The 15,516-nt window shown below is 62.1% G+C and carries 10 protein-coding genes and 6 pseudogenes; 11 read left to right on the forward strand and 5 right to left on the reverse strand.

What is annotated here, in order from left to right:
- Positions 1–490 precede the first annotated feature (490 nt).
- Positions 491–1,402 (forward strand): site-specific integrase, encoded by a 912-nt coding sequence (locus tag OKW41_RS20880; RefSeq protein WP_429448070.1) that lies wholly within the window; start codon positions 491–493, stop codon positions 1,400–1,402.
- A gap of 37 nt (positions 1,403–1,439) precedes the next feature.
- Positions 1,440–2,297: an IS5 family transposase gene (locus OKW41_RS20885; RefSeq protein WP_429573813.1), complete on the forward strand. Its 858-nt coding sequence runs from the start codon at positions 1,440–1,442 to the stop codon at positions 2,295–2,297.
- 268 nt (positions 2,298–2,565) lie between these two features.
- On the opposite strand, the pseudogene OKW41_RS20890 reads toward OKW41_RS20885, so the two are convergent.
- A pseudogene (locus OKW41_RS20890) lies at positions 2,566–3,950 on the reverse strand (ISKra4 family transposase); the annotation flags it as partial.
- 114 nt (positions 3,951–4,064) lie between these two features.
- Here OKW41_RS20890 and OKW41_RS20895 point away from each other — a divergent pair.
- Together OKW41_RS20895 and OKW41_RS20900 are read left to right on the forward strand one after the other, a co-directional pair.
- The gene (locus OKW41_RS20895) at positions 4,065–4,211 is read left to right on the forward strand and encodes a hypothetical protein (protein ID WP_429448066.1); all 147 of its coding nucleotides are present in this window, start codon (positions 4,065–4,067) and stop codon (positions 4,209–4,211) included.
- 608 nt (positions 4,212–4,819) lie between these two features.
- Positions 4,820–4,978 carry a hypothetical protein gene (locus OKW41_RS20900; protein ID WP_429573814.1) on the forward strand — a complete coding sequence of 53 codons (159 nt, stop codon included), beginning with the start codon at positions 4,820–4,822 and terminating at the stop codon, positions 4,976–4,978.
- A gap of 328 nt (positions 4,979–5,306) precedes the next feature.
- On the opposite strand, the gene OKW41_RS20905 is transcribed toward OKW41_RS20900, so the two are convergent.
- The 4 genes and pseudogenes from OKW41_RS20905 to OKW41_RS20920 all read right to left on the reverse strand — a co-directional run.
- Entirely contained in the window at positions 5,307–5,579 is a 273-nt protein-coding gene (locus OKW41_RS20905) for a hypothetical protein (protein ID WP_429448062.1), read from the reverse strand.
- Between the two features lie 565 nt (positions 5,580–6,144).
- A pseudogene (locus OKW41_RS20910) lies at positions 6,145–6,749 on the reverse strand (site-specific integrase); the annotation flags it as partial.
- Positions 6,730–7,543, reverse strand: a pseudogene (locus OKW41_RS20915) (TolC family protein); the annotation flags it as partial. The pseudogenes OKW41_RS20915 and OKW41_RS20910, both read right to left, overlap by 20 nt.
- Positions 7,540–8,106 (reverse strand): annotated as a pseudogene (locus tag OKW41_RS20920) (efflux RND transporter permease subunit); the annotation flags it as partial. The pseudogenes OKW41_RS20920 and OKW41_RS20915, both read right to left, overlap by 4 nt.
- On the opposite strand from OKW41_RS20920, the pseudogene OKW41_RS20925 reads away from it, so the two are divergent.
- The 7 genes and pseudogenes from OKW41_RS20925 to aspA form a co-directional block, all read left to right on the forward strand.
- Positions 8,102–8,272: pseudogene (locus OKW41_RS20925) on the forward strand (lipoyl synthase); the annotation flags it as partial. The pseudogenes OKW41_RS20920 and OKW41_RS20925 sit on opposite strands and share 5 nt — an antisense overlap.
- Positions 8,273–8,460: 188 nt before the next feature.
- Positions 8,461–9,864 (forward strand): DNA-binding protein, encoded by a 1,404-nt coding sequence (locus tag OKW41_RS20930; protein ID WP_429573815.1) that lies wholly within the window; start codon positions 8,461–8,463, stop codon positions 9,862–9,864.
- Positions 9,865–9,995: 131 nt separating this feature from the next.
- Positions 9,996–10,103: pseudogene (locus tag OKW41_RS20935) on the forward strand (aldehyde dehydrogenase family protein); the annotation flags it as partial.
- 94 nt (positions 10,104–10,197) lie between these two features.
- The gene (locus OKW41_RS20940) at positions 10,198–11,112 is read left to right on the forward strand and encodes a LysR substrate-binding domain-containing protein (protein WP_184033338.1); all 915 of its coding nucleotides are present in this window, start codon (positions 10,198–10,200) and stop codon (positions 11,110–11,112) included.
- Between the two features lie 122 nt (positions 11,113–11,234).
- Positions 11,235–12,530: a dicarboxylate/amino acid:cation symporter gene (locus OKW41_RS20945; protein ID WP_018422036.1), complete on the forward strand. Its 1,296-nt coding sequence runs from the start codon at positions 11,235–11,237 to the stop codon at positions 12,528–12,530.
- Positions 12,527–13,993, forward strand: coding sequence for an aspartate/glutamate racemase family protein (locus OKW41_RS20950; RefSeq protein ID WP_429573816.1), 1,467 nt, complete (start codon positions 12,527–12,529; stop codon positions 13,991–13,993). Before OKW41_RS20945 ends, OKW41_RS20950 begins: the two co-directional genes overlap by 4 nt.
- Before the next feature lie 96 nt (positions 13,994–14,089).
- Positions 14,090–15,508 carry an aspartate ammonia-lyase gene (gene aspA, locus OKW41_RS20955; RefSeq protein WP_429573817.1) on the forward strand — a complete coding sequence of 473 codons (1,419 nt, stop codon included), beginning with the start codon at positions 14,090–14,092 and terminating at the stop codon, positions 15,506–15,508.
- Positions 15,509–15,516: the final 8 nt, after the last annotated feature.

Below are 15,516 nucleotides of genomic sequence, written 5' to 3' on the forward strand. Positions count from 1 at the left end.
TCTCCACGGCTTGACGCTGCCGTGTGCAGTACTATCGGGACTCTGACTCCTGCCAGCGTTCACCTCGCTGACAGGTCTCCCCGTTTGCTTCGCACTACCGTCCCATCGTTCCGTCCTCAACCACGTGGTACGCCACCGCACCGCTTTGTCCGCCACGACAGCGTGCTGTGTTGTTTCCAGGCTTCGCCACTTTAGTGCAGGCTCGCCGCCATACCCCGCCGAAACAGGTTCGTTAACCTACGGACCGACAGTTCGCTTCCGGTTACTCCCCACCCCGCCTCACGACGACGCAGTTACCTTCAGCTACGGAGCTGTGGCCAACTCCGACGGGGACTTACACCCCGCAGATAGCACGCCATCACGGGCGTACACTAAACCGCTCGCGCGGTAGGGGCTACGGTCTGACGCTGGAGGTCAGGGAGAGGCCGGTCACTCGGCTTTATGTTGGCGAATGAGGCAATCCGCCTCGTTCTTCAACAGGAGCCGAATCATGACCTCCTTACCAGCAAACGCCAGCCGATTGCGCCAGCGCATGATCGACGACATGCGTATGCGCCAGCTTGCCCCCAAGACGCAGGACATCTATCTGCACATCGTGCGTGAGTTCGCCCGGTTTCTCGGGCGCTCACCTGACACGGCCACCGTCGAGGACCTGCGGCGCTACCAGCTCTATCTGGTCGAGCACGGCACATCGGCCATGTCGCTGAACCACGCGATCACCGGCCTGAAGTTCTTCTTCACAGTCACGCTCGACCGGCCCGAGCTGATGGTCAGGATGCAACCCGTGCGCGTGCCCCGCGTATTACCCGTCGTGCTCAGCCCCGAAGAGGTGCGGCGGCTGATCGCAGCAGCCGGAAACCTGAAGCACCAGACCGCGCTGTCGGTCGCGTACGGCGCGGGGCTACGCGCGAGCGAGGTGGTAGCGCTGAAGGTCAGCGACATTGACAGCCAGCGCATGACACTGCGCATCGAGCAGGGTAAGGGCCGCAAGGACCGCTACGCGATGCTCTCGCCGGTGCTGCTCGAACGCCTGCGGCTGTGGTGGCGGGTCGCGCGTGCCCAGGGCACCATGCTTGATGGCGGGTGGCTGTTTCCCGGAATGGAACCCGTCGACCCGCTCAGCACCCGGCAGCTGAACCGCGCCGTTCACGCCGCCGCCGAGGCCGCGCAGATCGGCAAACGCGTCTCCCCGCCCGCCCTGCGTCACTATGTGTCGTTCCGGATTATGTCGGGTAAAGAGACCGGGCTTTTACGATCACCCCCCACTCGTGCGGCGTCGCGCAAGGCAGCCCTCTACATCACGCGACATAGTTTGTCGATCCTACACAACTGGTTGCGGGATTTCGACGGCCATGGAGTTTGTCTGCAAGCCGCGCCCGGACTGGATTTCAGGTCAGAGTAGCCAGATCGGCTAAAGTCCAGATTTCTGGACGCAGCGAATGACCCGAAGCCCATGCTGGCAAAAGATTCCAACAAGATTGCGCCTGGAGCAGTTCGAGCAATTTGTCTGGCCGCATCTGAGCCTGGGCCGTCGCGGACCTCCCCCCACGCTGGCCTTGCACAAGATCTTCAACTACATCCTGCAGGCGCTGTACATGGGTTGTCAATGGAAGATGCTGCCGATCGACAGGAATGCAGAAGGTCACCCTGAAATCCACTGTACGCGCATCTACCGCACGTTTCGTCGCTGGCAGGCCGATGGTTGTATCGATGCCATCTTTTCGGGCTCGGTGCAGCAGCTTCATCAGGACCAGCTGCTTGACCTTTCGGTCATCCATGGCGACGGTACCACGACGGCGGCGAAGAAAGGCGGCGACAATCTCGGGTATAGCGGGCACAAGCATCTGAAGGGCGACAAGGTGGTAGCCTTGTGCGATCGCAACTGCAACGTCATTGCACCATTCATCAGCGCTCCCGGCAACCGCAACGAATCACCGCTGTTGCGCGACGCGCTGCCAAGCCTCACCGCCATGGCCCGCGCCATTGGCGCGGGCCTGCACGGTTCAATCGTCAGCCTGGATGGCATTTACGACTGCAGGGCCAACCGCAAGGCGATTTTCAATCGCGGCATGACCCCGAACATCCCCGAGAATCCGCGCGGACGCAAAATACCGAAGCGGGGCCGCAAGCAGCGCTACGATCCGGCCATCTTCGAGGAGCGCTTCAGGACCATTGAACGGGTCTTCGCCTGGGAGGACAAGTTCCGCCGTCTGCTGCTGCGTTTTGAACGCATCAGTGACGTTCACTACGCGTTCAAGACGCTTGCCTATACGATGATTAACCTGCGCCACTACTGATGAACCAGCGCGGGGCTCGCACTTCACTGACTGCGGCACGCGCCGTGATTGCTCACGCCTGTTGCATTCGCATTCCTGATCATAATGCAAACTCCGATATCGAGATACCAGTCGCTTTTCACAACGATGTTCCTGGCTTCGCACGATTACCAACGGTCATCGTAGTTCTTCCGTTCGCAATGGACGGAAACGCGCAACCAGTTGACAGCATTAAGGGAGCGTTAAAACCCTTGGGGTTGTAACTTCGATGCTAGCTTGAACTGCTTTATGAACTCGGCAACTTCGTGTGACAAGGGCTCCCTTGGCGGCTCGTATCTCGCAAGTCTTTCGGCAAGGTCACCGTTGACGACAGCACATCGGGCCTGAGCAAGCAGATGTGCTCCGATCGGCGACCAGCGCATTTGTTGACGCTTGCACATCCGCTGATTCAGCACCTGATTGACTGCAGACTCAGCCGTTGCGGTCGAGATAGGTTTGCCACGACGATGTCGTTCGCCGTAGTTGATCGTCGCCCCGCCATTCGCTTCGACATATTCGACAAGCTCTCGAGTCCGGTAGTCAAGCTGCGCCAGACTCTCTGCAATGCCAGGTGTTTCCGGCACGATCACCCGACAGATGGTCAGAATGCCCTGCATCCGAGTTTTCGCCTTCTCCAGCCTGGCGTGCCAGAAGCACCAGCGCAGCTTGTCGACGCGGGAAATCAACACACGTCGGGTGGCTTTTTCAGTTTCGGTCGTTGCACGCATGCCCTTGATGATCTGCTCAAGGTACCGCACGCGCATCGATATGTGGAACCAGTCCAGGATGGGTGTAGAAGCAAACGGCAATCGACCAGCGATCGACTGCAGCCCGTTGGCTCCATCGGTGATGACCGACAGTTTCGGTTGATCGCTTCCAGATGCTGCTTTCACGAGGGTCGCGAACCGCTCCGCAACGTCCGGCAACCTGTTCCTGACGAAAGCAAATACGCGGGAAGTCTGGTCTTTGGTGGTGAGTCGCCCCGTTAGAATCTCAAAGCTCGAACATTCTGATTTGTGGCGCCCCCGAACGAATCCTCCGTCGATGGTCAGCGTCCACTCCGCATCGTTGTTGGGTGTGCTACATGTGACCGGATGAACAGCCTCTATGCGCGCTCCCGCCCGTAACGCCCTGTTTCGCACCGTCACATGGTTCAGTGTCTCCCGCTCTGGAAAGAACTCACGCAACATGGTGACGACCTGCCGATACGGCATCTGTGCCGACAGCCTCGCTTCAAGCGACAGCAGTTCAGTGGTCGCTCGCTCCGGAACAAATTCGCTCATCGGACTATACGGATACTCCATCTGGAAAGCCGTCTCGCACGGACAGCAAATGATCCGGGCGCTGCGAAAGGGCACGGTACCAAAGACCGTGTCCACCTTGCGAATCCGCAGATCCTTGAGCGCGAGAAAACGGTGACAGCGCGTACAAAAACGCCGCAGCATGCAGACCTCTTCTGCCTGCGCTGCTACCACTACCCATCTGCAGCTTGTGTAGCAGGTCTTTTCCTTCAGCGAGTGACAGGCCGACGTTCTCAGGTTCCAGTTTGTGATAGGGACGTTCTAGCTGACATATTTCGAAGGTGTCCGTTTCATCCCAATCGATAGTGATCTCGACGCGAACTGTGACTTTCATTTCCAACTCCGGTGGCTATGACTGCCAGAATCGTAGGCGTCCTGAGCCGGAACCCCAAGGTTTTTAACGCTCCCCACCCGAGGTGACGACTTTGCTTCGCTTTCGGTGACAACATTGCTTCGGTCTACGCGTATCGAGGCGTTCTTCACGCTGTACTTCCTCGCACTGCTCGTGCAGGCGCTCATTGAACGCGAGCTGCGCCTTGCCATGAAGCGCGCGAATATCGACGAACTGCCTCTTTATCCCGAGCAGCGTCAGTGAGCACGCCCCACGACCGAACAAATCCTGCGCTTGTTTAGCCTCGCCGAACGTCACCGGCTGATCGATGGTGCACACACTGTGCAGGTCTTCGACCGTTCCACTCACGGAATTGCAGCGTCAGCTGCTCGGGCTACTTGGCGTCCCGGAAGACGCCTTTCGCCCTCCGGACTAGCGACGAAATTCACGCCAAATTGTGTCCTCGACGTCCGGAATGTAAGCCAAGTCGTCCAGCGAAAGACACAACGGCCCGTTCAGTTCGAACTGACCGAAGCGACCAGGTCAGCTGTCCGTGCGTGGCTCGAGAAGGCTGCCTTGAGGTCGGAGCAGTACCTCTTCCCAAGTCGAATATCGGCGTCTCCGCATCTTTCAACCCGGCAATATGCCCGGATGATACGTGGGATCCGAGCAATGCATCGTGCTCGTAACCGCTCGGGCTCAAGGACGACGCCCAGCGGCTCTCGGACGAAAACTTCCGGGCGAATTATAAAGTCGCCTGGCGATGGAATGGTAAGAATTCGGAGCAGGTCGACGTGATGAAGGAGTGGTATCACCAGTAGCGACCGCGACCTTCCCCGGCAATACCAGACACACGTGACGCGCTTGCGGGCATGGACGCCATCGCCGAGCGCCTCGCGTTTTATGGCGGCCGTTTCGTCGTCGATCCGCAACTCCAGGCGGATCACGGCGACCGCTTAGATTTCCCGTTCGTTCGGCGTCATCGTGTCCCAGTCCAGCGGGCGGCTCGACTGGAAAATTCAGGCGAGTAGCAAGAGGGTGGTGGCCTTCGAGCGGAAATTGCTGCCCGCGTTCATCGGCCCATCCGCCGACAGAAGTCAGGCTGGGCCGATGAGGTTATCGAAGTGCCTAAGGCCACTTTATCTTGGATGCTGCCGTCGGAGCCACGTTGCGGCGAACGGCTGTTGAGGGTCCGACGGCTGCCCGATCGCGATCAACGGCGGACCACACGGCCTGATCTATGTCGGTGACCGCACTTGCCTAGCAGGGAGCGTAACGTCGTCCGTGGGCTCAAATAGCATGGTAGCGTTTGGTTGTTGCTGCGGAAGGAACCATTGCGGTGCCAGGAACGTCGTCGTTCTATTGGCCCACACCCTGATGTGCTGCCGCTATGGCAGCATCACGCTCTTTTTTGGCTGCTGCCTTTTTCTCATCGAAAACTTTTTGTGCAGCGGCTACGTGCTTGTTATAGACACGATTGGCTGCGGCCACCTGTTGGTGCATCCTCACGATTTCGTCGGGATGCTCTGCAGCCGCCGACGCACTGGTTGCGGAATTGTCTTGAGCCCAAACGGACGCGGTTGAAAGCACTGCAACGAAAATCGCCGAAGTGGTAACGAGAAGAAATTTCATGATGAGCTCCCGGGGATATTGCGGATATGTCGCCGTCCAAACGTCGACGGATTATTCACCCTACACGGCCAGGCGGATGAGACCAATGGGACCAAAGTCCGATAGCGGCCCCGGAACTCCGTATTCCCACCGCGCTGGACCCCGGCCCCATTGAAACCGACTGGCTGAAGGCTGGTACACATTTGAGATCGTCCATATTGACCAAACTACAGACGCGATCAAAGAAGTGCGGCACGAACCGGGTATCGCTTACGCGACAGAAGAGGCCGCCATCGACAATGGACTTCATGTGGCGGCGGAAATGGCTGAACAGCAGGACGACTGAACTCCGTACGTTGTCGAGCCTGGCGGCGGGACACCCGCCCGCCGCCCCACGGATGGAATTCAGGAATGCTTGCCCCCGCCCTTGAAGTGACCGGGCCGTGCCGCTCGTTGAATACGATGTTCGGCTCGCCCGTATGCGTGGCCGCTCCACCTCGGGTAACGGACGACCAGCGTGCGAGCTGCTATGGCCGACTGGGGTCGTACTGAGACGAATCCTTGCCGGAGCGTGCGGCAGCCTTGTCTATGGCGCAGCGAAAACCTGACTCATCGGGCGGGCGCGTTTGACCTCGTCGCTCTGCAGGTAAATCGAGGTCGTCGCAATGGAGGCGGGGCGCAGGTTATCCCGCACGATCGTCGGTTCCGCTCCGGGGGCAAGTACACGGGAGGCGTGCGTATGGCGCATCCAGCGCGGGCTGGCGCGTCGCAGCTTTTCCGCGGCTGTCGGATGATCGGCGCCGATGACATCGGCGGCCTGATCAATGAAGCGCCGCATCACGTTCCACAAGCGGGTTCCGGTAATGCCCGTGGTGCTGTCCTGCTCAAGGTTAGCGACGAGCGGCGGTTTCGGATCCCAGCGCGCGCCGGCGTGACCGGAAGTCGCCGCTGCACGAGATACTGAGCGAGCGCCGTACGCGCCAGCGGCGGCAATGCGACCTTGCCTGGCCGGCCGCCCTTGCCGACCAGATGCAGCCAGTGATCGCCGTGTTCTTCGGTGCGGATATCACCGAGCGTTGCGCAGATGAGTTCGCTTACGCGCAATCAGGTCGCGTAGGCACAGTCGAGCATGAAACGCGTCCGCTGCGCAGAGTGCTCAGTCCAGCCATAGGACCCTCGTTCTCCATCAGCGCGGGACCCTGGGGCAGGTCGGCGGGCAGCGGCGCGCCAATTTCCGCGACGAGGTTGTTGCGGTCCTGTGCCACTGCGCGTGTGCAGGAGGCGAGGCTCGCACGCGCGGCGGCAAGCGAGTTTTCGGCCTGGCGCACGTCCTGCATCGATGCACTGCCCATCTTCATCATGCTGACCGTCAGATCGTAGGTGTGCTGGTCCGCATCCACCGTGTCTTGCGTGATCTGCAGCAGGGCTTCGTCTGAGAGTAGTTGCAGATAGTCGGTGGCGACCGTCGCGATCAGGCTGATCTGCGTGCTCGTGCGGGCGGCGTCCGTGGCGAGGTATTGCTCGAGCGCCTGGCGTTTCAGGCTGCGCAGGCGGCCGAAGAAGTCGATTTCCCACGACGTGAGGCCCACGCTCGCGCTGCTCGAGCTATACGCGCTGGTGGAGCCTTCCCAGCGTTCGCGCGTGACCGACCCCGACGCGCTGATGGTCGGGCCGATGTTGGCGCGCGCGATGCGGTACTGCGCCTCGTACTCGGTCACGTTCAGTGCGGCCACGCGCATGTCGCGATTGTTCACGAGCGCGAGTTCGATCAGTTTCTGCAGGCGCGGGTCATTGAAGAAGTCGCGCCAGCCGAGGTCAGCGGCGAGCGGGGCAGCGGTGGCCGCCGTTGCCGCTTTCGACTGCGCCGGCGCGGGCGCGGTGGACCACGTGCTATCGACGGGCGCCGAGGGGCGTTGCCAGGCCGGGTCCAGCGAACAGGCGCCGAGCGCGGCGGCGCACAGAAGGGCGATCAGTGTGCGTTTCATGCGTTGCCCTCGTTGGTTTCGACCGCATCCATGGTATGGCCGTGTTCCTTGAACAGTCTGCGTACCACGACGAAGAAGACAGGTACGAAGAAGATGGCGAGTACCGTGGCGGCGATCATGCCGCCCGTCACGCCCGTGCCGATCGCATGGCGCGCGCTGGCGCCGGTGCCCGTGCTGATAACGAGCGGCAGCACGCCGAACACGAACGCGAGCGAGGTCATGAGGATGGGGCGCAGGCGCATATGGGCGGCGGCTTCGAGCACGGCGTCGACGAGGCTGTGTCCCTGCGCCTGAAGGTCCTTGGCGAACTCGACGATCAGAATCGCGTTCTTCGTGGAGAGTCCGATGGTGGTCAGCAGCCCCACCTTGAAGTAGATGTCGTTGGAGAGTCCGCGTCCATGCGCACCGAGCACGCCGAGCGGTACGACGAGCAACACCGCGAGCGGGATCGACCAGCTTTCGTAGAGGCTCGCGAGACACAGGAACCCGATGACGAGCGAGATCGCATAGAGCATCGTGGCCTGGGAGCCGGCCTGCTTCTCCTGGTAGGACTGTCCCGGCCAGTATCTCGCGCCGTCGCGGTTTCACATGGCGGTGCGGCGATACGTGCCGCCCGCGACGTTCGACATGCTACGCGACGGAGGTTTGAAGATGGGGTTCATGGAAGTGGTGTCGGGGCCGCTCGTGCGTTCGTCGCATCACGCGGATCGGATCGCCGGAAAGCTCTGAATGCATGTGCGCCGGACCTTTGGTGATGCAATCCGATGAATACCTCCCCGTAACCTCGGCTTTTCGAACGATTGACCGCCGGGGAAGTACTCGACAATTCGTAGGTATGCGAGGCGAGTCCCAGCGCGGGGCCGCCTCCCGAACGACGAAACGGTATTCGTCACCACGTGCACTTTGTCGAGGCAGGCATGTCAAGCAACATTACGATCACGGACGAACTCGTCGCTGAAATCGCAAACCGGATGGCCGAAGAAGGCGAGAAGGTGTCTCCGGTAGCCATCTGGTCCGAAGTCCATACAGGCTCGGTGGTCGCGGTGGCAGCGGCATTGCGCAAGTGGCGTGAAACGCGCGCCCCACGGGTGCCGCAGGTCGTCGAACGTCCTGCGTTGCCGGAAACCGTGACCGACACCATGCGCGATGCGCTCGACCGGCTGTGGAGCTCAGCGCAGGATGAAGCTGAACGCGCAGTGGCGCGACGCCTCGCCGCGATGCGCCAGCGTGTCGAGGACGCCAGCAACGAGCGCGACGACGCGCTCGCGGAACTGCAAACCACCGTCCAGGAACTCGATACGCTGCAAGTCCAACTGGATAAGATGACGAGCGCCTACGACGAGAAAGTCGACGCAGTAGCCGGGCTCGAAGAGGACATTGCGCTCGCCGTGCAACGGACCGACGCGGCGGAGAAGCGCGCGCAGGAACTTGCTGAGCGCGTTTCGCTCCTCGAAGCGGAACTGCAGAGCGCGGAACTGGCCGCGGAGCGAGGAGCGGTTTCGCACGAGGAGACCGACGCCGCGGGCGAGGGCGAGGTGGCGAACGAGTCGGCTGGGTCAGTCGTCGAAACGCCGGCCGACGAAACGGAGCGTGCGGCGCTGGAAGCGGCGCATTCCGAAGCGGTCGCTCGTCTTCAAAGCGAGCTCGAAGCGATTCGCGCGGAGCTGCAGGCCGAGCAGGAAGCGCACGCGGCCCGCCGGGAAGAGGTCGCGGGCGCGCAGGCCGAACGGAATGCCGCCGCACTTGAATTGCAGAATGTCCAGACGCAGATCGCCAGCCTGAGCGATGAGCGTGACGCGGGCGCCTCCGAAATCGCGAGACTGTCGGCCAGCTTGTCCCAGGCGCAGGAGCGTGCCGACGCGGAGCAGCAGCGCGCGGCCGAACTGGCCGAAAGCTCGGTGGCGAGCGAGAACGTCGCGGGCCTGGAGTCGGCGTCGCCGGTGACTGCCGACTCTCAGCAGCTCGAGGCATTGAAGGCGCAGATGACGCGCGACGCGGACGCGCATGCCGCCGCAATTGCCGAAGCGCGGGAGACCGTCAGGAAATGGTCCGACTACTCGAACGCACTGAAGCAGCAACTGGCTCAGGCGAATGAAAAAATGGTGGTCGTTCTTGCCCGCGGCGCGGGCGAAGCGACATTGAGCCGCCGGCTTGCCGCTGAACTGGCCCAGCTCAAGCCGGAGCATGAATTGCTGCGCAAGGAGATTCAGCAGCAGGTGCTCGTCGAAACGATCAGCGCTCAACTCGAGAAACAAGGCTACCGCTACGACGAGAAGACGGGTGCCGTGTCGAAGCTGAACACCGAAACCTCGCCAGCGTGACGGGATCGTTGATGGGATGGCGCGCGTCGCGAGCATGGCGACGCGCAATGGGCTCGTAGGGAGGGCGGGGATGTTGGGCCGTTCGCATCGGCGATACGGCTCGGCAGCGCCGATTGGTTTTCCATCGCCGCGAAATCGCGCCGTTTGGCGGCGTGAAGCAGTCGGGTCTCGGCAGGGAGGGCCCGCACTACGGGATCGATGACTACCTGGTGATCAAGTACCTGTGCATGGCTGTTTGACGCCGGTCCCATAGTCAGCGTGCGGCACGGCCAGGCGTAGAATTGCGGGCGCAGCGGCGAGTCCATTCGTCGCCGGACCGGAGACCGATGGCTGATGGAAATCAAGTGGATCGAAGACTTCATCGCGCTCGCCCGCTATCAGAGCTTTTCCCGGGCGGCGGAGTTTCGCAACGTCACGCAATCGGGTTTCAGCAGACGGATCCAGTCGCTCGAACAATGGGTCGGCGCCGATCTCGTCGATCGCAGCGGCTTTCCGCCGACCCTGACCCCGGCAGGGCAACTGTTTCGTGACGCGGCCGAAGACATCCTCGACAAGCTGTTCGACACGCGCGCCATCATTCGCACCGAACAGCGCATCGCCGGCACGAGCCTGCAGATCGCAGCCGGCCACACGATCGCGCTCAACTTCCTGCCCGCGTGGCTGCGCACGCTGTCGAAGCATGTCGGCGAAGTGCGCGCGCGCGTGATTCCGGCGAACGTGCACGATTCGATACTGATGCTGGTCAACGGCAACTGCGAGCTGATGTTCGCCTATCACCATCCGCAGCTGCCGTTGCATCTCGATCCGACCAGGTACGAATGCGTGACCGTGGGCGTCGATACTTTCATGCCGGTATGCAGGCCCAATCAGCGGCTTGCGCACGTGTACCGTCTGCCCGGCGTGATCGAACATCCGATGCCGTTCATCGCCTATACGGAGACGAGCTACTTTGGGCGCTGCTTCGCGTTGCTGATGGAGCAGAGCAAAGCGTCGCCCGCCTTGCATCTTCACTATGAATCCGACATGGCCGAGGTCGTGAAGAAGCTCGTGCTGGAAGGCGAGGGTGTCGCGTGGCTGCCGAAGAGCTCGATCGCCGCCGAACTCGACAGCGGCCAGCTTGTCTCCGCCGGCCGCTCCGAATGGCAACTGGAGCTGGAGTTGCGCGTGTATCGCGACCTCACGAACCGCACTGAACTGCTCGATACGCTGTGGCGGCATCTGCGGGCCTCGTCTGGGTCAGCCGAATAGCGCCGATAGGGTTATCCCGCGTTATGCGAAACTTGCATAGCCGTATGCAACACTAGCATTCACGTCTTTTCTGCCGTCTCTAGAATTCCGTCCAGACACAAATAATCTCAGGACGGAGACACATGAAGAATCGGCTTACCCTCTACATCCTCGCCGGCATGCTGCTCGGCGTGGCCGTCGGTTATGTCTGCCATCGCACGGCGGCCGATGCCGCGCAGGCGAAGGAGATCGCCGGCTACTTTTCCATCGTCACCGATATCTTCCTGCGGCTCGTGAAGATGATCATCGCGCCGCTCGTGTTCGCCACGCTCGTGTCAGGTCTCGCCGGCATGGAAGGCACGAGCGATGTGCGCCGCATCGGTCTGCGCTCGATCGCGTGGTTCCTGTGTGCGTCGCTGTTCTCGCTCGCGCTCGGCCTCGTGCTCGCGAATCTGCTGCAACCGGGCGCGGGCTTGCACATGTCCCAGACGAGCGCTGACGTGGCCACCGGCCTCAACACGTCGAGCCTGAACTTCAAGGACTTCGTCACACACGCGTTCCCCACCAGCATCGTCGATGCGATGGCGCGCAACGATATCCTGCAGATCCTCGTCTTCTCGGTGATGTTCGGCATCGTGCTCAGCGTGATCAAGTCCGACCCGCGCGTCGCGCCGCTGATCGCGGGCGTCGAAGGGCTCGTGCCCGCCATGCTGAAACTGACCGACTATGTGATGCGTCTCGCGCCCGTCGGTGTGTTCGGCGCGCTGGCATCGGCGATCACGGTGCATGGCCTCGACGTGCTGACGACGTACGGCAAGCTCGTCGCCAGCTTCTATACGGGACTCGCGCTGCTGTGGGCGGCGCTGATCCTCGCCGGCTACGCGTTTCTCGGCAAGCCGGTCTGGGCCTTGCTCAAGGCGATCCGCGAACCCGCGATGCTGGCGTTCTCCACCGCGAGCAGCGAAGCGGCGTATCCACGCCTGACCGAAAAGCTGGAGGAATTCGGCGTCGACAAGAAAGTGGTCGGCTTCACGTTGCCGCTCGGCTATGCGTTCAATCTCGACGGCTCGATGATGTATCAGGCCTTCGCCGCGATCTTCATCGCTCAGGCGTTCGGCATCGACATGCCGATCGGCACGCAGATCGTGATGCTGCTCGTGCTGATGGTGAGCAGCAAAGGCATGGCGGGTGTCGCGCGCGGCTCGGTGGTGGTCGTCGCGGCCGTGGCGCCGATGTTCCATCTGCCGCCATCGGGCGTCGTGCTGGTGCTCGCGATCGACCAGATTCTCGACATGGGGCGCACGGCGACCAACGTGATCGGCAACAGCATCGCGACGGCAGCCATCGCGAAGTGGGAGGGCCAGCGCGTGACGCGGCAGGAACGCCGCACGGCGATGGCGACGGCTTCGTTCGGCCAGCTCGAAGGCGAGACGAAATGAGCGGCATGGACGCAACGGCTGCCACGAGCACGCGCAGGTTCGGCGTGGTGGGCGGGCTCGGCCCGCTCGCGAGCGCGGACGTGTTCTTCAAACTGATCAAATCGACGCCGGCCACGCGCGACGCCGAGCACTTCGATGCGATCTTCGAGCAGCAGCCGTTTCGCAGCGCCGATGCCGACAGCGAGACGTTGACGCAGCGCAAGCTGTACATCTTCGATCTGATCAGCAGCTTCGAGAAGCGCGGCGTGACGACGGTCGTGCTGCCGTGCTTCCTGAGTCACACGTTCATCGACGAACTGAAAGCCAATTCGCCGCTGCAGATCGTCGACATGATCGATGCGGTGCGCAGCCACGTGCGCAGAAGATTTCCCGCGGTGCGCCGCGTGGGCGTGCTCGCGTCGGCGCATACGCGGCGCAGGCGCCTGTTCGAGAAGTACTTCGCGGCGCCCGAGTTCGAAGTGATCCACCCGCGCATCGGCGACGGCATCGATTTCGTCACCGAGGCCGTTTATGGCGAGGATGGCGTGAAGAGCGGCAATCTGCGTGGCCGTCCGGCCGAGTTGCTGCGGGCGGCGTGCGAGGACCTGATCGAACAGGGCGCCAACGTCATCGTGCCGGGGCTCACCGAGATCGCGCTGGTCGCAGACGAACTCGGTGCGTTGCGCGTGCCGCTCGTCGATTCGAACCTGGCTTATGCGCAGTACGTGGTGTCCGGCCAGTACCACACGCCCGAGACGATCTTCAAGGTCGGCGTGGTGGGCGGCGTGGGTCCGGCGGCCACCGTCGATTTCATTCACAAGATCGTGCGCGCGACGCCAGCGCAGCGCGATCAGGACCACATCAAGCTGCTCGTCGAGCAGAACCCGCAGATCCCGGATCGCACGGAGAATCTGATCGGCGATGGACCCGACCCGACCATCTCGCTCTATGCGACCTGCAAGAAACTCGAAACGGGCGGCGCGGATCTGATCGCGATCCCGTGCAATACGGCGCATGCCTTCGTCGAGCGGATACAGCCTTATCTCGGCGTGCCAATCGTCAATATGCTGACGGTGACGGTGCGTTATCTGCGCGAGTCGTTTCCCGCGCTGTGCTCGGTCGGTGTGCTCGCGACTTCCGGCACGCTCGCGAGCGGCGTCTACGAAAAGGCGCTCGAATCGCACGGCTTGCGGCAGGTCGTCCCGGCACCCGCGCTGCAGGCGCGCGTGATGAACGCGATCTACGGCAAGGAAGGCGTGAAGGCCGGATTCACGGCGGGGCAGTGCCAGCAAGACCTCGCCGCGGCGATCGAAGGGCTTATCGCCGACGGCGTCGAAGTGATCGTTCTCGGCTGCACGGAACTGCCGCTGCTGATTCGCGAGCCGTATGTGATCGGCGCGAACGGCGCGCGCGTGAGCGTGGTCGATCCGACCGACGTGCTCGCGAAGCAGTGTGTCGCCTGCGCGACAGCGCCGCCTCGATAACCCAACCGCATCACCCCAGTCAATGCGACGGGCCTGCACACGAGGTGTGCTGGATGACCCCGCTCGCCTGTCGATTTCAGAACCTGAGAGGTAATCATGCTTGCACCGACCGAACGTATCGAACACGACCTTCTCGGCGATCTCGCCGTGCCCGCGACCGCGTACTACGGCGTACACACGCTGCGCGCGCTGCAAAACTTTCCCATCACGGGTATTCCGATCTCCGTGTATCCGAACCTCGTCAACGCGCTGGCGAGCGTGAAAGAAGCCGCCGCGCTCGCGAATCACGATCTCGGCCTATTGAGCGCAGTGAAGATGCAGGCCATCGTGCACGCATGCAGGCAAGTGCGCTCAGGCACCGCGCACGAGCATTTCGTCGTCGACGTGATTCAGGGCGGCGCGGGCACGTCGACCAACATGAACGCGAACGAGGTCATCGCCAATCTCGCGCTCGAACATCTCGGGCAACAGCGCGGCGAATACGCGGTTCTTCATCCGAACGAGGACGTGAATCTCGGCCAGAGCACCAACGACGTCTATCCGACCGCGCTCAAGATCGCCACGTACGCGGGCATCATGCAACTGGTCGACGCGATGGGCGTGTTGCGCGCATCGTTCGAACGCAAGGCGGTGGAATTCGGCAACGACCTGAAGATGGGCCGCACGCAGCTTCAGGACGCCGTACCGATGACGCTCGGCCAGGAGTTCAGCACCTTCGCTGTGATGCTCGGCGAAGATGAAGAACGGCTGAAGGAAGCGGCCCAGCTCATCTGCGAGATCAATCTCGGCGCGACGGCGATCGGCACCGGCATCAACACACATCCGGAATACGCGCAGCTTGCATGCAGGCACTTGAGCGAAATAACCGGTATCGCGTTGACCACGTCGCCGAATCTGATCGAAGCGACGCAGGATGTCGGTTCGTTCGTGCAGCTCTCCGGCGTACTGAAGCGCGTCGCCGTAAAACTCTCCAAGACCTGCAACGATCTTCGCCTGCTTTCGAGCGGTCCTCGCGCGGGCCTCGGCGAAATCAACCTGCCGCCGGTGCAGGCGGGTTCGAGCATCATGCCGGGCAAGGTGAATCCGGTGATTCCGGAGGTCGTCAACCAGATCGCGTTCGAAGTCATCGGCAACGATGTGACGGTGAGCTTCGCCGCCGAAGCGGGGCAGCTCCAGCTCAACGCGTTCGAGCCGATCATCGCGCACAGCCTGTTCAAGAGCGTCGCCCATTTACGCGCAGGGTGCCTCACGCTCGCGTCGAAATGCGTCGACGGCATTACGGCGAATCACGAGCGGCTGCGCGCGATCGTCGAGAGCTCGATCGGCATCGTGACCGCGCTGAACCCGTACATCGGCTATACGCACTCGACCGAAGTCGCGAAGGAAGCGCTTGCGTCGGGCAAAAGCGTCGCGCAGATCGTGATCGACAGAGGGCTGTTGAGTCAGGCGCAGCTCGACGAGATTCTTCAACCCGCCATGCTGACGCAACCAAGAAAGATGTCGTCGGCGGCGTGAGCGACGAA

Source organism: Paraburkholderia sp. UCT70, assembly GCF_050434085.1.
Lineage (GTDB): Bacteria > Pseudomonadota > Gammaproteobacteria > Burkholderiales > Burkholderiaceae > Paraburkholderia > Paraburkholderia tuberum.